Origin of the sequence: Deinococcus radiopugnans ATCC 19172 (assembly GCF_006335125.1) — a bacterium.
GTDB lineage: Bacteria > Deinococcota > Deinococci > Deinococcales > Deinococcaceae > Deinococcus > Deinococcus radiopugnans.
Genome location: NZ_VDMO01000022.1, coordinates 42,542 through 57,619, shown reverse-complemented (window position 1 = coordinate 57,619; position 15,078 = coordinate 42,542). Strand labels below are relative to the sequence as shown.

Here is a 15,078-nt window from a genome sequence, read left to right as displayed (position 1 = left end):
GCCGCCCTACGCGCCAATGTTGAACCTGATTGAGGCCGTCTGGCGACGACTTAAGGGATTTTTGCTGCCCAGGCGCTGCTATGACACTGTCGCCGAATTGCGCAAGGCCCTCTACGCGGCCTTAACGATTCTGGACGCTCAATTTATCTAAAAACTATTCGCGATCTACTTAGATGTTAAGTGCGGCATACTTAGATGTCCACGCGCACTCGTCTCACGGGGAACCGTCTGCTTGCCAGACTCTTCAGGCCGAATTGAGAGGGGCGGCAGGCCACGTCCCATCTTCCTGAGACGCTCTATCCTTGAGCCGATGCTGACCGCCTTTGCCACGCTGCTGTGCGTTACGGCGCTGCTGGCGTACCTCAACGAACGCTTCATCCATTTTCCGACCACTGTGGGCGTCACGCTGTCGGGGGCGCTGGCGAGCATCGTGCTGATCGCCCTCGACGCGCTGGGACTGGTGCCCGGCGTGCGCGGCTGGGCCGCAGACCTGCTCAAGACGCTGAATTTCACGAATTTTGTCCTTAACGGCATTCTGGCGGTGCTGCTGTTCGCGGGGGCGCTGGGTCTGGACGCCCGGCAACTGCTGCGTCAGCGCGGCAGCATCCTGACGCTGGCCTTCCTGAGTACGCTGATCAGCACCTTCCTGATCGGCTTCGCGGCGTACTTCGTCTTTGGGCTGCTGGGTCTCGACGTGCCGCTGATCTGGGCGCTGCTGTTCGGAGCGTTGATCAGTCCCACCGATCCGGTGGCGGTGCTGGACCTCCTGAAGCGGGCCAGGGTTCCGGCCCGGATCGAGACCCTGATCGCCGGGGAGAGCCTGTTCAACGACGGCGTCGGCGTGGTGATCTTTCTGGCGCTGGCGGGCGTGGCGGGCATCGGTGGGCGACATGACGGCGGCGTGAGCGCGCTGGAGGTGCTGACCCTGTTCGTGCGAGAGGCCGGCGGCGGCCTGTTGTTCGGCGGCATCCTGGGGGTGTGGGGCTACCTGCTGCTGCGCAGCATCAACCAGCACGCCGTAGAGGTGCTGGTCACGCTGGCACTGGTGGTGGGCGGCTACGTGGCCGCCGCCGCGATGGGCATCAGCGGGCCGCTGGCGATGGTCGTGGCCGGACTGGTGATCTCGGCCAACCGGCACGCGGTCTTCAGCGAGGAAACCGGAGAACTGGTGGAGAGTTTCTGGGAGACCATCGATCAGGTGCTGAACATTCTGCTGTTTGCCTTTATCGGGCTGGACGTGCTGCTGACCCGCACCACCGGCGCGCAGCTGATCGCCAGCGCCGTGCTGATCGTCGTGGCGCTGGCCGCCCGCTGGATCAGCGTCGCGCTGCCCTTCGCGCTGGTCCGCGCCCGCGAGGGCTACGGCGCGTATACCGTGCGGCTGCTGACCTGGGGTGGCCTGCGCGGCGGCATCGCCATCAGTCTGGCCCTGAGCCTGCCCGCCAGCCCGCACCGCACGCACATCGTGACCGTCACCTACGCCATCGTGCTGTTTACGATTGCCGTGCAGGGCCTGACCATTCTGCCGCTGGTCCGCCGGGCCGCCGCCGCCAGCCCGGACGGCTGAGAACGGGTCTGAGCCGATCTTTATTGAAACCCGTGTCACATTGGTCTGGCGTCACAGGCAGCCCAATACCCCCATGACGATTTCAGAAAAGACGATGTCCCGTGAGGTTCAACTGGCCGCCCGCCCTCAGGGTGCGCCCAAAGACAGCGATTTTGCGCTGGTGGGCCGCGAACTTGGGCAGCCGGGCGAGGGCCAGGTGCTGGTCCGCAACCTGTTCCTGAGCGTCGATCCCTACATGCGCGGGCGCATGAACGACGTCAAGTCCTACACGCCCCCCTTCGCGCTGAACGAGACCATGACCGGCGGCGCGGTGGGCGAGGTGATCGCCTCGAATGCCGACGGCCTGAGCGTGGGCGATCTGGTGCTGCACGATCAGGGATGGCGCACCCACGCGCTGCTGCCGGCGAAAGCGGCGCGCCGGGTGGACGCCATGGACGGCGTCTCGCCCAGCGCCTACCTGGGCATTCTGGGCATGCCCGGTCTGACCGCCTACGCGGGCCTGCTGGACGTGGCGGCGTTCAAGGAGGGGGACGTGGTGTTCGTGTCGGGCGCGGCGGGCGCGGTGGGCAGCGCCGTGGGCCAGATCGCCCGCTTGAAGGGGGCGGGGCGCGTGATCGGCAGCGCCGGGTCCGCCGACAAGGTGGCTCACCTGACGGGTAAACTGGGCTTCGACGCCGCCTTCAACTACAAGGACGGCTCGGTCACCAAACTGCTGCGGGAGGCCGCCCCGGGCGGCATTGACGTGTACTTTGACAACGTGGGTGGCGACCACCTGGAAGCCGCGCTGTTCGCCTTCAACACATTCGGGCGCGCGGCGCTGTGCGGGGCCATCAGCCAGTACAACGCCACCGAAGCCCCCAGTGCCCCGCGCAATCTGGGGCTGGCGATTGGCAAGCAGCTCACCCTCAAGGGCTTCATCGTCGGCAGCTACAACCACCTGTTTCCCAAGTTCGTGCAGGAGGTCGGCGGCTGGATCGCGTCCGGCCAGTTGCATTACGACGAGACGGTGGTGGAAGGCATCGACCACATGCCAGGGGCTTTCATGGGCCTGCTGGACGGCCAGAATACCGGGAAAATGGTGGTCAAGCTGTAATACGGATTCCGTTTGTTTCGTGTAGGAACCAGGAGAGCGCCGGTTCCTACACTCCACGTCCGGAACCCGTTTTTCTCTTTCTCGCTCTGCTCGGATTTCCAGGTGTTTCCAACACCTTTCAATCGGAGTCCGTATAATTCAAACTTCAGGGATGGAGGGCGGAAGGCTCGCCCTTCCACAGCGCGGTGACAAGGCCGTAACCGTCCTGCAAAGACGCAGTTACGGCCTCACCGTTGGTCTCGTTGCTGACCGTCCAGCCGCTGCCCAGCGGCACGTCCGCGCCCTGCAGCGGCCAGCGCACCCCACCCAGGATCAGGCCGTGCAGGTCGTGGCAGGCCACCACGCTCAGGGTCACGCCGGGGGGCAGGGCCAGCGACAGGGGAGAGGCGGGCAGCAGCGGCCAGGCCCACTCGTCGCCGCTGCTCAGGGTCACGCGCAGGCCGTCGCGCGCCAGCCGCACGCCGCCCAGCAGCAACGCTGCCGCGTGGTCGAAACGCCCGCCGAAGGCCCCCAGGAACACCAGTTCGGTGGCCCCGCGCCCCAGCGCCACCTGCACCGCCAGCTCGGCGTCGGTCTCGTTCTTGGCCGCCGGGTGGACCTCGCGTGGGGCGTCCACCGTCACACCGTCCGAGGAGTCGAAGTCGCCCACCCAGGCGTCCACGGTCACGCCCAGGCCCGCCGCGTGGCGTGCGCCCCCGTCCGCCGCCACCACCAGGGCCGGGCGCGGCAGGGTGTCCAGCGCGGGGGTGAAGGTCAGCCGTCCGCCGACCAGAATCCAGGCGATCACCGGGGCAGTGGAGCGGCTCGTTGCGCCTGGACTTCTGGCACCGCGGCCTACAGTCCTGGCAGGCCCAGCGCCGCGTGCAGGTCACCCAGCAGGGTCTCGACATTGCGGCTCAGGCCGTCCAGCGCCGGGGTGGAGGTTCGCAGCGGGTTAAAGGCCGACAGGTACAGCAGGCGCGTGCCGCCGCGTGGGTTGAGGCTGGGATCGGCCGTGACCGCCAGCTGCACGAACTTTTCCTGGCCGCCGGGCAGCGTGTAGGTCACGCCAACCAGCGTGTAGGCCCCGGCCTTCTCGGTGGACGAGACCTTGAGCTGCACGCCCGAGGCGCGGGCCAGGGTGGCGCTGGTGGCCGCCGCGTTCAGCTCCTTGACCTTGACCGGGTTGTAGGGATCGCTGGTAAACAGCGCGTTCATGTCCGCGAAGGCCAGGGTCTTGAGCATGCCGCCCAGCTGTTCCACCGGCTGGCTGGCCTGGGCGGCCGGGGCCGGAGGCGCGGTGGGGGCTGCCGTCGGCGCGGCCACCGCCTGGACCGGCCCGGTCTGGCCCAGGTACGGGGTCAGTGCGCCGCTGGCGGTCAGCTTCTGCACCAGTTTCCCGGCGCAGTCGGCCACCGCCTTGCCCTCGTCGCTGTCGAGGTACACGCTGCCGCCCCACCAGCCCCAGGTGCTGACGCCGCCGCTGGTGCCCTCGCAGCTCTCGTTCCACTTGACCGCGCCGCTGGCCGTGTCGGTCAGTTCCATGCTAGCCCGCACCGTCTTGCCGCGCAGGCAGCCCACGATGGGCAGGCACACGCTGCTGCTGCTGCTGACATCGGTCACGCCTCCGGCCATCTGCAGCGGCGCCCCGTCCTTCTTGCGCACGGCCTCCACGTAGCCGCTGGCGGTCAGCGCCCGGTTCATCGCCTCCTCGAAGGCGGCGTAGACGCTGCCCGAACAGTACCCGCCCCGGCACCACCTGTCCCCGATATAGACCACAGCTTTGGGGCCGCTGTACGTCTGCGCGCCGGCCAGGGTACCCAGCATGGCCGCCGTGAGGCTCAGGTTGCGTTTCCACTGTGGGGTGTTCATCAGCGTGACCTCCAGAGACGAGGGGCGAGTGGACGGGGCTCTAGTTGACGGTGACCTGACAGTATGCCATCTCTGTTAGCCCCGGTCATCGGCCACCGTTCGGAGCCGCCCCTCGTCCACTTCCAGCCGCAAGCCTGCGCCGTCCAGCAGTCTCGCCTCCCGTGCGCTCAGGTTCAGGGTCAGGGGTCCCAGGACATGGGCCACCGTGACCGTCTCGCCCGCCTCGGTCACCTGCCGGGAGGTGACGGAAAAAGCGTCGCCCTCGCCCAGCCGCACGGCGTCCTCGGGCACCAGCAGGGCCTGACCGCCGCCTCGCCCCAGCACGTTCGGCCAGCCCAGAAAGGCGGCCACCCACGCGGTTGCAGGCCGGTCAAAAACTTCGCGGGCCACGCCGGTCTGCACGAGCTGCCCGGCGCGCATCACGGCCACCTGCCCGGCCAGCGCCAGCGCCTCACGCTGATCGTGGGTGACCAGCAGCACGCCCGCGCCGACGCGCGTGAACAGGTCGCGCAGGTCACCGCGCAACTCGGCCCGCAGGCGTTCATCCAGATTGCTCAGCGGCTCGTCCAGCAGCAGCAGCGGCGAATTCGTCGCCAGGGCGCGGGCCAGCGCCACCCGCTGTGCCTGCCCGCCAGACAACTGGCCGGGTTTGCGGGCCGCCAGTTCCGGCAGGTTCACCAGCGCCAGCGCCTCCTGCGCCCGGCGGTGCGCCCCTGCCCGCGCCGCGCCGCGCATACGGGGGCCGTAGGCCACGTTGTCCAGCACGCTCAGGTGCGGAAACAGCGCGTAGTCCTGAAACACCAGTCCGAGGTGCCGCGCCTCCGGAGGCAGGGCCGTCACGTCGCGCCCGCCCACCTCCACCCGCCCCGTGTCCGGGCGTTCCAGCCCCGCCACCATGCGCAGCACCGTGCTTTTGCCGCAGCCCGACGGGCCGAGCAGGGCCAGGGTTTGGCCTGCCTGGACCGTCAGGGACACGTCCTGGGCCGCCTGCACCGGGCCGTAGGCCTTGGAAAGGTGGTGGGTGGTGAGGGCAGGAAGGGGCACGCCGCTCAGGCTAGCGCCCTGCCCTTCTCCCAACCTGCCGGGGTCATACACGAGGTCACGTCACCTCCCCCTCGCCGCCGTCCAGCACCGTAAATGCCGTGGCCGACAGCAGCAGCAGCACCGTCGCCAGCGCACACGCCTCGCCCAGGTTGCGCTCGCCGGGGCGGCCCAGGCGGTCATACAGGCCCACGCTCAGGGTGGCCCACTCGGGGCGGGTCAGCACCAGGGTGGCGCCGAATTCGCCCAGCACGGTGGCCAGGGCCAGCGCTGCGCCGCCGCGCAGGGCCGGCAGCGTCAGCGGCAGCGTGACCGTTCGCTGCGCGGCCAGCGGGCCGGCGCCCAGGGTGCGGGCGGCCTCGAACAGCCGGGGCGGCAACGCCCGCAGCGCGGGCAGCACCGAGCGCACCACCAGCGGCAGCGCCAGCAGCGTGTAGGCCGCGATCAGCATGGGCAGCGTGGCCGCCAGCGCCGGGTACGCCAGCAGGTAGCCTACCGCCAGCGACACCGGCGAGACCATCAGCGGCAGCAGCGAGATCAGGTCCAGCACCCGCGAACGCGCCCGCCACGCGCCCAGCGCGTACAGGCCGCCCAGCAGGGTGGCGCCCACCAGCGCCATCGCCCCGAAGCGCAGGGTGTTGCCCAGCAGCAGCGGCGTGTCCGGGTCCGCGAGGATGCCCTGCCAGTACAGCAACGTCGGCCCCCCCGACCCCAGCAGCCCGCGCGCCACCACCGCCAGCAGCGGCGCGAAGCAGATCAGCAGCGTCACGGCGCCCAGCCCCAGAATGCCCGCCCGCACGCCGCCCCGCGCCGGGGGCAGGCCGCCCGCCGGCACGCCGGTTCCGCCGCGCGTCAGGCCGGTGTAGGCCCACGTCGCCCCCAGCGTCAGCAGCAACTGACCTGCGATCAGGGCGCTGGCCTCCGACAGGCGCAGTTGCAGGGCGGTCAGGGTGTAGATCTCCACCTCCAGCGTCGCGTACGGCTCGCCGCCCAGCGCCAGCGGCAGCCCGAAACTCAGGGCCGAATACAGGAAGACCAGAATGGCCCCCGCCGCCAGCCCCGGCAGCGCCAGCGGCAGCGCCACGCCCAGCGCCGCCTGCCAGCCGCTCGCCCCCAGCGTCCGCGCCGCGCCGATCAGGTGCGGGGGCACGCGCGAGAAGCCGCCGTAGGCCAGCCGGATCATCACCGGCAGGTTGAAAAACAGGTTGCCCAGGATGATCAGCGCGGGCGTGTCGCTGACGTCTATCCCCGTCAAGGTGGTCAGCCAGCCGCGCGGCCCCAGCAGCGCTGACAGGCCCAGCACCGCCACCAGCGTGGGCGTCACGAAGGGCAGCAGCAGTAGGCGCAGGAATAGCCCCTTGCCCGGAAGGTCGGCCCGCGACAGCAGATAGGCCAGCGGCGCACCGATCAGCAGCGCCAGCAGCGCGGTGCCGCCCGCCTGCGTCAGGGTCCAGGCCAGCCGTCCCAGGAAATACGGATCGCGCCACACGCCCAGGTTCACGCCGCCCTCGGCCAGCGTGCGCCCCAGCGGCACGGCCAGCAGCAGCGCCGTGAACACCAGCGCGGGCAGTGCCAGTAGCCAGCCGGACAGGCGGGAGGGAGTCATGGGCCGGAGTGTAGAGGCTGGGGCGGCCAGCTTCCCCTTGAGGCGGAGGCGTCGGCGGCCAGGCCAGCAAGCGTATAGACGCTGAGGCCCTCTTTGCCTCGCCTCCGCGCGCGTAGACTCCCCGTATGCTTCAGGGCCTCCTCTCCCGCCTCGACGATTCCGGCAACCTCGTCCCGCGCTACACGCCGCCGCGCTGCCTGCTGGAACGTCAGGCGGTGGGCGGCTGCACCATCTGCCACGACGTCTGCCCGCACAACGCCATTCTGACCGGGCTGGTGGGCGTGGCCGTGCAGATTGACCCCGACGCCTGCACCGGCTGCGGCCTGTGCGTGCAGGCGTGTCCCACCGGAGCGCTGGAGTACGCGCTTCAGCCCACCCTGCAAAACGTGCGTGACCAGAAAGCCGAGGACGGCGCGGCAGCCGGGGAGGGCGAGGCCAGCCTGACCTGCCCGCAGAGCGGTGCGGGCGGCCCGCAGCTGCCCTGCCTGGGCCGCGTGACCCCGGCGGTGCTGTCGGCGGCGGGCGCGTGGGGCACCCCACTCACCCTGATTCACGGCGCGTGCGAGACCTGCCCGGTGGGTGCGCCGGACGTGCCGCAGCGGCTGGACGCGGTGGTGGCCGAGACCGGGAAACTCCGCGCCGCCACCGGCCAGCCCGCCCGCATCACCGTGCGCGCCGCCACCCCGGAAGACGCCGAGCGGGCCGTGCGCGTCTCGCGCCGGGGGGCTTTCGGGGCGCTGTTCCGGGCCGGCAAGGCGCAACTGGCCCAGAGCATTCCCGAGTCGCCGCTGCCCTTCGTGGACTGGTCCGAACCCGAGGAACGCACCCCCGAGGAATGGAAGTGGCGCCGGCTGGCCCTCAAGCCCGCGCCTGCCGCCGAGACGCCCATTCACTGGCCTGCGCCGGTGGTGGACGACACCTGCATCGACTGCCCGGTGTGCCACAACGTCTGCCCCACCGACGCCATCGACCGCCAGATTCAGGACGACGGCGGCGTGAGCCTGCTGCTGAACCTCAGCGCGTGCACCGGCTGCATGGCCTGCCTGCGTTCCTGTCCGCCCCAGGCGATTCACGAGCAGCCCGAATGGTTGCCCGCCGCCTTCGCCGGGCCGATTCTGCTGCGCGAGGGCGAGAGCGTGATGTAGCGGGTGGCGGAAGCCGCGAGGGCGCTTCCATTCGCCTCCCGGCCTGTCCCGCTAGACTTGGGCCATGACTCAAGACGGAACGAAGATCGTGATCGTGGCGGCCCGGCGCACGCCGATTGGCAGTTTTCTGGGCGGGCTCAAGGACGTGTCCGCCGCCAAACTGGGCGTGGCGGCTGCGCGGGCCGTGGCCGAGGGACTGCCGGGCGACGACATCGCCGACGTGATCGTGGGCAACGTGCTACAGGCGGGCGTGGGCATGAACGTGGCGCGGCAGGTGGCGCTGGGCGCGGGCCTGGCGGACCATGTGCCGGGCCTGACGGTCAACCGCGTGTGCGGCAGCGGACTCCAGGCGGTGATCAGCGCCGCGCAGGGCCTCAAGGCCGGGGACGGCCGGCTGTACCTGGCCGGCGGCACCGAGTCCATGAGCCGCGCCCCGTACCTGCTGCCCCGCGCCCGTGAGGGCTACCGCCTGGGCCACGCGACGGCGCTGGACAGCATCCTGAGTGAGGGCCTGACCGACGTGTTCAACGACTACCACATGGGCATCACGGCGGAGAACATCGCCGCGCAGTGGGGCATCACGCGCGAGGACCAGGACGCCTTCGCGCTGGAAAGCCAGAACCGCGCTGCCGCCGCGCTGGCCGGCGGCCACTTCGCCGACGAACTGGTGGCGGTGGACGTGCCGGGGAAGAAGGGCCCCACCACCTTCGACACCGACGAGTACCCGCGCGCCACCTCGGCTGAGGCACTGGCGAAACTGCGCCCGGCCTTCAAAAAGGACGGCACGGTGACGGCCGGCAATGCCAGCGGCCTGAACGACGGCGCGGCCATGCTGGCGGTGACCACCGAGGACTACGCGAAAGCCAACGGCCTGAGCATCCTGGCCGAGATCAGCGGCTACGCGGCCATCGGCGTCGATCCGAAAGTCATGGGCATCGGCCCGGCGAAGGCCGTGCCCATCGCGCTGGAGCGGGCCGGACTGACCCTGACGGACGTGGACCTGCTGGAGCTGAACGAGGCCTTCGCCGCGCAGTCGCTGGCCGTGCTGCGCGATCTGGGGGCGGACCCGGCGCGGGTGAACATCACCGGGGGCGCGATTGCGCTGGGCCACCCCATCGGCGCTTCGGGGGCGCGGGTGCTGGTCACGCTGATTCACGCGCTGCGGCGCACCCGCCAGGAAACCGGGGTGGCCAGCCTGTGCATCGGCGGCGGCATGGGCATCGCCGTGGTGGTCCGGGCCAGGCAGTAGCGTGACCAGCACCTCCGAAAAGGAACTGTTCCTGGCGATCCGCGCGGGTGACGGGCCGGCGGTGCGTGACCTGGTGGCCCAGGACCGCACGCTGCTGGAGGCACTCAGCCCGCTGGGCGTGTCGCCGGTCCTGTTCGCGGCCTACTACCACCATCCGGCGATGGCCCGCGTGCTGGTGGAGGCGGGCGCGGCGCTGAACATCTTTGAGGCGGCGGCCATCGGGGAGGCGCAGCGGGTGGGGGCGCTGCTGGACGCCGATCCCGCCCTGCTGAACGCGGTCAGCCCCGATGGGTTCTCCCCGCTGGGCCTCGCAGCCTTTTTTGGACAGGCCGAGGTGGCGGCGCGGCTGCTCGACCGTGGGGCGGACGTGAACGCGGTCAGCCACAACGCCATGCGGGTGGGACCGCTGCTCTCGGCGGTTACCGGGAACCACACCGAACTGGCCCGGATGCTGGTGGCGGCGGGGGCGGACGTGAACGCCGCGCAGCAGGGGGGCTTCACCCCACTGATGGGCGCGGCGCAGAACGGCAACGCCGAACTGGTCAGGTTGTTGCTCTCGCACGGGGCGGTGCCGGACGCCGTGAACGAGAATGGACTCAGCGCCGCCGATCTGGCGCAGGAGGAGGGCCACGGCGAGGTCCTGATTCTCCTGGCGGGACGCTGACCCTGCCCCGCGCCCCCTTGCACCACTTCAGGGAGCCTCAAGAAACCGGGAAGGCGGGCCGCATCCGCCTCAAACGGTGACGGGACAGACTGGGGCATGAGTGACGAGCGCAAGACCGATGGTCCCAACCCCAACGTGATCGGCCCAGAAACGGATGGCAGAACGGGCGCAGTCACCGGCTTCGACACCCCTGACCCCAAGGACAACCACACCGTGGTCTACACCACCACCCCCGGCGATGACCGGGTGGGCAGCGTGGACCACGGACAGGGCGCTCCCGCGCAGGCGGCGCAGCCGGCCGAGAACATCACCGGCAAGTACGATCACCTGGCGACGAGGGACGTGGCGGCCATGGAACACACCCCTGAAGCCCCCGAATTTGCCGGCGCACAGACGGTCGAGGGCCTGGGCGGCGAGGCGCTGGACGAGGTGGTGCCCACCGCCGGTCTGGGCGTCAACCCGGCGGCGGCCCTGGACCCGTACCCGCTGGTCAATCCGGACCAGAACCCCGGTTACACCCCGCCCAGCGAAAAGGTGTCGCCGCATGTTCGCGAGCAGCCCGGCGACCTGCCCCCCGGCGAACCCAGCGAACTCCAGAACGAGATCGGCGGGACGAACCTGGGCGATACGGACCGCAACCGCCGCTAAGCCGCAAAACGACAGAGGCCGCGCCGGGCGAACCACCGGTGCGGCCTCTGTCGTTCCTACAGCGCCGAGACGTAGACCACGCCGTCCTCGATCTCGGTCCTGAACAGGCGGACGGGTTTGACGGCGGGCAGGGATTTGGCCTTGCCGGTGGCCAGTTCGAACTTCGCCCCGTGCTTCTGGCAGGTGATGCGGCCCATGCTCACCTCGCCGCCCAGCAGCGGGTAGTCCTGATGGGTGCAGTTGTTCCGCAGGGCGTAGAACCGCCCCTCGTAGTTCACGACCAACACGCTGATTCCGTCCATGTCCACGGCGGTCTGGAAACCCTCGGGCATCTCGCCCTGGGTGCCCACGCGAACCCGTTCGCTGTTCTGTGTGACGTTCATGAGCCAAGTGTAGGGCAGTGGACGGTGCAGACGCTGCCGCAGGTTGCTTTCCCCTATGTTCTGGACAGGCTCAGCCGGACACCCGGAGTTCTGGCTCACCTGCGCCGGCGCGGTCTGCGGCGATGGCCTGCGCCACCTGATCGGGCGAGATGGCGCCCCTGGGAGCCTTGCCCACCTGCGCCCACAATCCGGTGTCCACGGCGGGAGGCAGCACCAGCGTGACCGTGACGCCGCGCGCCTCCAGCCGGGCAATCTCGGCGGCGCGGGCCAGGGCCGCCTTGCTCGCGGCGTACTGCGAGAAGCCGCGAGCCGTCACCAGTTCCGGGCGGGCACCCAGCAGGTAGACCCGCCCGCCCTTGTTCATGCGGCCCAGCCCGTGCTTGAGGACCCACAGCGCCCCAAAATAGTTGGCGTTCCACACCGCCCGCACCCGGCCAGGGTCCGCGTCCTTCAGCGGTTCGGGCAGGGCGGCCCCCGCCGCGTAGACCAGGGTGTCCAGAGACTCCAGCCCTTCAAACAGCGCCTTGACGTGACTTTCATAGCCCACGTCGGCGACCCTGGAGGCCGCGCCCAGTTCGCTGCTCAGCGCCGAGAGCCGGGCCTCGTCGCGTCCGCTGAGGGTCAGGGTGGCGCCCGCCGCGGCCAGTGCGCGGGCTGTTGCCGCGCCGATACCGCCGGTGGCGCCCAGAATCAGGGTGTTCATGACCGCAGTAGACGACACATCCGGCGGGCCGTCGGTACGGGACGGTACGGACTGGGCTTCAGGCTGGCGGCGACATGCTCTCGGGGCGCACGCGGCGGTCCCGCTGGCCGGGGGTGCGGCGCATCCACGCCCGCAGCTCCTCCAGGCCGTCGGCGCTCAGGTGGCCGGTGGGGTTGCCGCCCTCCGGTCCCACCGTCCAGCCGCGCTTGTTGGCCTCGTCGGGCAGACCGCGCAGGGTGTAGGTGCCCGGCGACAGGGCAGCGGCCAGATGCAGCGTCACCACGTTCGAGAAATATTCCTGCTCGAAGCGCTGCTGCAGGCGCGCCTCGCGCCCGTGGTCCGTCCCGCTGATCCCGAAGAACATGAAAAACGGCCCGATGTCCAGCGTCGGCAGGCCTCGTCGCCGGGGCCGCACGCTCAGGCCCACCACTTCCGTCTCGTCCATGGCGTCCATTGTGGCCCACCGGGCGGCTGCCGGAAGTCCCGCCTACCCCAGCAGCGGCCAGTCTTCCAGCGGCGCGTAAACACCGCCCGGCCCCGGCTTGCGCATTACGGTGATGCTCCGGGCCGTGAATGTGAGCGGCGCCCGCTCCAGATCCGCGAATTCTGTCCGCGCCGCCGTCAGCACTCCGGGCAGATCCACGTCGCGCCGTTTCAGGGCCAGCGAGAGGTGCAGCGTCAACCCCGGCCCCTCGTAGCCGAAGAAGCGGGCGGGTTTCAAGGCCTCGAGCAGGGCCAGATGCAGACGCACCGCTTCGGGACTGCTCACCATCAGGTACAGGGCGGTGTCGTTGCCGAACTGGCGCGGCCCGCCGATAGACAGCGGCAGTGGCGCGTGCCGGGCCACCACCCCACGCAAGGTTTCCTGCCAGTCCAGTTCCGGGGGCAGGCCGCTGCGGGCCTTGACGGTGATGTGCGGCACCGCAGCGGCGTCTTTTAGGTGGTGGGCCGCCCGGAAAGTCTGGAGGCGCGCGGCCAGCTCAGGGGATGGCTGTGCGGCCAGCAGGAAGGAGGCGGCCATGCGCAGCCCGCCTAGACGGCGTCCGTTTCGGCCAGCCGCTCCAGCACGCCGGGGTCTTCCAGGGTGCTGGTGTCGCCCTCGATGGCCCGGCCCGCCGCGATCTGGCGCAGGAAGCGGCGCATGATCTTGCCGCTGCGGGTCTTGGGCAGCGCGTCGGCGATGTAGATGGCGTCTGGACGGGCCAGCGCGCCGATCTCGCGGGTCACGTAGGCGCGCAGGGCCGCCGGGTCCACTGTCTGATCGCCCTGCGGCAGCACGAAGGCCACCACGCTCTCGCCCTTGAGATCGTCGGGGCGGCCCACCACGGCGGCCTCGGACACGCTGGGATGGGCCACCAGGGCCGACTCGATCTCCATGGTGCCCAGGCGGTGCCCCGAGACGTTCAGCACGTCGTCCACCCGCCCCATCACGGTGATGTACCCGTCGGCGTCGCGCCTCGCGCCGTCCCCGGCGAAGTACACGTGCGGAATCTCGCCCCAGTACGTTTTGCGGTAGCGCTCGTCGTCGCCGTACACGGTGCGCAGCATGCTGGGCCACGGGCGCTTGATCACCAGCAGGCCGCCGTCGTCCGGCCCCAGCTCCTGACCATCCCTGGTCATGATCGCCGGTTCGATGCCGTACATCGGCAGGCCCGCGCTGCCGGGTTTGGCGGGATGTGCCCCCGGCAGGGTGGTCAGCATGATCGAGCCGGTCTCGGTCTGCCACCACGTGTCGATCACCGGGCAGCGCCCTCCGCCGATCACGCGGGCGTACCACACCCAGGCCTCGGGGTTGATCGGCTCGCCCACCGAGCCCAGCAGGCGCAGGCTGCTCAGGTCGTATTTGGCAGGGATCTCGTCGCCCTGCCGCATCAGCGCGCGGATGGCGGTGGGCGCGGTGTACAGAATGGTGACGCCATGCTTCTGCACGATGGCCCAGAAGCGCCCCCAGTCCGGGTGGTTGGGCGCGCCCTCGTACAGCATGACGGTGGCGCCGTTCAGCAGCGGGCCGTACACGCTGTAGCTGTGGCCGGTGACCCAGCCCACGTCGGCGGTGCACCAGAACACGTCGTCGTCTTTCAGGTCGAAGACCGTGCCGGTGGTCAGGTAGGTGCCCACCATGTAGCCGCCGGTGGTGTGCAGCACGCCCTTGGGTTTGCCGGTGCTGCCCGAGGTGTACAGCACGAACAGCGGGTGCTCGCTGTCCAGGGAGACGGCCTCGTGCTCGTCGGAGGCGGCCGCCAGCGCCTCGTGCCACCACACGTCGCGGCCCTCCTGCATCGGGGGGTTCGAGTCGGCCCGGTTGACCACCAGCATGTGCTCCAGGCAGGGCGTCCTGGCCGCAGCCTCGTCGGCGTTGGCCTTGAGGTTCACCAGCCCGCCGCGCCGCAGCCCCGCGTCAGCGGTGATCAGCAGCTTGCTGTCCGCGTCGTTCATGCGGTCACTTAGGGCCGAGACGGAAAAGCCCCCGAACACCACGCTGTGCACCGCGCCAATCCGGGCGCAGGCCAGCATGGCAATCGCGGCCTCCGGGATCAGTGGCAGGTACAGGGTCACGCGGTCGCCCTTCTGCACGCCCAGCGCCAGCAGCGCGTTGGCCGCCCGCTTGACCTGCGCGAGCAGTTCGGAATACGTGAAGGTTCGTACCTCGCCGTCCTCGCCCTCCCAGACAAAGGCCCGCTTGCTGCCCAGGCCGCGCTCCACCTGACGGTCCAGCGCGTTGTAGGCGAGATTGGTCTGGCCGCCCACGAACCACTGGGCGTGCGGCTCCTGCCAGTCGAGCACCGTGTCCCAGGGCTTCATCCAGCTCAGTTCCCCGGCCACGCCGGCCCAGAAGGTATCGGGATCGTCCAGGCTCTGACGGTAGCGGCGCTCGTACTCCTCGCGGGTGACCTGTGCCGAGGCCGCAAAGTCGGCGGGCGGCTGGATCACGCGGGTCTCGTGCAGGACATTGTCGATGTGATCGCTGGATGTCGGGTGCGTCATCGGGAAGAACCTCCGGGGCAGAAGAATCGGCTTGGGCGTGGCCCGGCGGTGCGGGCCGCCACAGGGCTTGCTTGGGCTGCCGTCTACTGTAGCGCCGTCTCCGGGTGCTCTGCCCCGGCGCCGCCCCCGCGACTTCCTCCAGT

15 protein-coding genes are annotated in these 15,078 nt (G+C 70.2%); 6 read left to right on the top strand and 9 right to left on the bottom strand.

What is annotated here, in order from left to right; all coding sequences use genetic code 11:
* Nucleotides 1–310 precede the first annotated feature (310 nt).
* Both FHR04_RS16615 and FHR04_RS16610 read left to right on the top strand, forming a co-directional pair.
* Complete coding sequence (locus FHR04_RS16615; protein WP_139404377.1) at nucleotides 311–1,567, top strand: cation:proton antiporter; 1,257 nt, start codon at nucleotides 311–313, stop codon at nucleotides 1,565–1,567.
* 73 nt (nucleotides 1,568–1,640) lie between these two features.
* Nucleotides 1,641–2,660 carry an NADP-dependent oxidoreductase gene (locus FHR04_RS16610; protein WP_139404376.1) on the top strand — a complete coding sequence of 340 codons (1,020 nt, stop codon included), beginning with the start codon at nucleotides 1,641–1,643 and terminating at the stop codon, nucleotides 2,658–2,660.
* 145 nt (nucleotides 2,661–2,805) lie between these two features.
* On the opposite strand, the gene FHR04_RS16605 is transcribed toward FHR04_RS16610, so the two are convergent.
* From FHR04_RS16605 to FHR04_RS16590, 4 genes are all read right to left on the bottom strand, one after another.
* A complete protein-coding gene (locus FHR04_RS16605; RefSeq protein WP_139404375.1) occupies nucleotides 2,806–3,447 on the bottom strand; it encodes a thiamine diphosphokinase in 642 nt (213 codons plus the stop codon).
* A gap of 47 nt (nucleotides 3,448–3,494) precedes the next feature.
* Nucleotides 3,495–4,511: a hypothetical protein gene (locus FHR04_RS16600; RefSeq protein ID WP_139404374.1), complete on the bottom strand. Its 1,017-nt coding sequence runs from the start codon at nucleotides 4,509–4,511 to the stop codon at nucleotides 3,495–3,497.
* Nucleotides 4,512–4,586: 75 nt separating this feature from the next.
* Nucleotides 4,587–5,555, bottom strand: coding sequence for an ABC transporter ATP-binding protein (locus FHR04_RS16595; protein ID WP_375782589.1), 969 nt, complete (start codon nucleotides 5,553–5,555; stop codon nucleotides 4,587–4,589).
* 55 nt (nucleotides 5,556–5,610) lie between these two features.
* A complete protein-coding gene (locus tag FHR04_RS16590) occupies nucleotides 5,611–7,158 on the bottom strand; it encodes an ABC transporter permease (RefSeq protein ID WP_139404373.1) in 1,548 nt (515 codons plus the stop codon).
* A gap of 125 nt (nucleotides 7,159–7,283) precedes the next feature.
* Between FHR04_RS16590 and FHR04_RS16585 the strand changes: the two genes are divergently transcribed.
* The 4 genes from FHR04_RS16585 (at nucleotide 7,284) to FHR04_RS16570 (ending at nucleotide 10,864) form a co-directional block, all read left to right on the top strand.
* Entirely contained in the window at nucleotides 7,284–8,303 is a 1,020-nt protein-coding gene (locus tag FHR04_RS16585) for a 4Fe-4S binding protein (protein WP_039681635.1), read from the top strand.
* Between the two features lie 64 nt (nucleotides 8,304–8,367).
* Nucleotides 8,368–9,552 carry an acetyl-CoA C-acetyltransferase gene (locus FHR04_RS16580; RefSeq protein WP_139404372.1) on the top strand — a complete coding sequence of 395 codons (1,185 nt, stop codon included), beginning with the start codon at nucleotides 8,368–8,370 and terminating at the stop codon, nucleotides 9,550–9,552.
* 1 nt (nucleotide 9,553) lies between these two features.
* Nucleotides 9,554–10,216: an ankyrin repeat domain-containing protein gene (locus tag FHR04_RS16575; protein WP_139404371.1), complete on the top strand. Its 663-nt coding sequence runs from the start codon at nucleotides 9,554–9,556 to the stop codon at nucleotides 10,214–10,216.
* 96 nt (nucleotides 10,217–10,312) lie between these two features.
* A complete protein-coding gene (locus FHR04_RS16570; RefSeq protein WP_039681638.1) occupies nucleotides 10,313–10,864 on the top strand; it encodes a hypothetical protein in 552 nt (183 codons plus the stop codon).
* 56 nt (nucleotides 10,865–10,920) lie between these two features.
* Here the strand turns inward: FHR04_RS16570 and FHR04_RS16565 are convergent, their stop codons facing one another.
* The 5 genes from FHR04_RS16565 to acs form a co-directional block, all read right to left on the bottom strand.
* Nucleotides 10,921–11,247: a non-heme iron oxygenase ferredoxin subunit gene (locus FHR04_RS16565; protein WP_139404370.1), complete on the bottom strand. Its 327-nt coding sequence runs from the start codon at nucleotides 11,245–11,247 to the stop codon at nucleotides 10,921–10,923.
* Nucleotides 11,248–11,317: 70 nt separating this feature from the next.
* Nucleotides 11,318–11,950 (bottom strand): SDR family NAD(P)-dependent oxidoreductase, encoded by a 633-nt coding sequence (locus tag FHR04_RS16560; RefSeq protein ID WP_139404369.1) that lies wholly within the window; start codon nucleotides 11,948–11,950, stop codon nucleotides 11,318–11,320.
* A gap of 58 nt (nucleotides 11,951–12,008) precedes the next feature.
* Nucleotides 12,009–12,395: a hypothetical protein gene (locus tag FHR04_RS16555; RefSeq protein ID WP_139404368.1), complete on the bottom strand. Its 387-nt coding sequence runs from the start codon at nucleotides 12,393–12,395 to the stop codon at nucleotides 12,009–12,011.
* A gap of 42 nt (nucleotides 12,396–12,437) precedes the next feature.
* Nucleotides 12,438–12,971, bottom strand: coding sequence for a 2'-5' RNA ligase family protein (locus FHR04_RS16550; RefSeq protein WP_139404367.1), 534 nt, complete (start codon nucleotides 12,969–12,971; stop codon nucleotides 12,438–12,440).
* Between the two features lie 11 nt (nucleotides 12,972–12,982).
* Nucleotides 12,983–14,935 carry an acetate--CoA ligase gene (gene acs / locus FHR04_RS16545; RefSeq protein WP_139404366.1) on the bottom strand — a complete coding sequence of 651 codons (1,953 nt, stop codon included), beginning with the start codon at nucleotides 14,933–14,935 and terminating at the stop codon, nucleotides 12,983–12,985.
* Between the last annotated feature and the right edge of the window lie 143 nt (nucleotides 14,936–15,078).

Bases quoted from the DNA above. Each gene is read 5' to 3' on its own strand.
- FHR04_RS16615 (WP_139404377.1), top strand. From the start codon at position 311: ATGCTGACCGCCTTTGCCACGCTGCTGTGCGTTACGGCGCTGCTGGCG.
- FHR04_RS16610 (WP_139404376.1), top strand. From the start codon at position 1,641: ATGACGATTTCAGAAAAGACGATGTCCCGTGAGGTTCAACTGGCCGCC.
- FHR04_RS16600 (WP_139404374.1), bottom strand. From the start codon at position 4,511: ATGAACACCCCACAGTGGAAACGCAACCTGAGCCTCACGGCGGCCATG.
- FHR04_RS16590 (WP_139404373.1), bottom strand. From the start codon at position 7,158: ATGACTCCCTCCCGCCTGTCCGGCTGGCTACTGGCACTGCCCGCGCTG.
- FHR04_RS16585 (WP_039681635.1), top strand. From the start codon at position 7,284: ATGCTTCAGGGCCTCCTCTCCCGCCTCGACGATTCCGGCAACCTCGTC.
- FHR04_RS16580 (WP_139404372.1), top strand. From the start codon at position 8,368: ATGACTCAAGACGGAACGAAGATCGTGATCGTGGCGGCCCGGCGCACG.
- FHR04_RS16570 (WP_039681638.1), top strand. From the start codon at position 10,313: ATGAGTGACGAGCGCAAGACCGATGGTCCCAACCCCAACGTGATCGGC.
- FHR04_RS16565 (WP_139404370.1), bottom strand. From the start codon at position 11,247: ATGAACGTCACACAGAACAGCGAACGGGTTCGCGTGGGCACCCAGGGC.
- FHR04_RS16560 (WP_139404369.1), bottom strand. From the start codon at position 11,950: ATGAACACCCTGATTCTGGGCGCCACCGGCGGTATCGGCGCGGCAACA.
- FHR04_RS16555 (WP_139404368.1), bottom strand. From the start codon at position 12,395: ATGGACGAGACGGAAGTGGTGGGCCTGAGCGTGCGGCCCCGGCGACGA.
- FHR04_RS16550 (WP_139404367.1), bottom strand. From the start codon at position 12,971: ATGGCCGCCTCCTTCCTGCTGGCCGCACAGCCATCCCCTGAGCTGGCC.
- acs (WP_139404366.1), bottom strand. From the start codon at position 14,935: ATGACGCACCCGACATCCAGCGATCACATCGACAATGTCCTGCACGAG.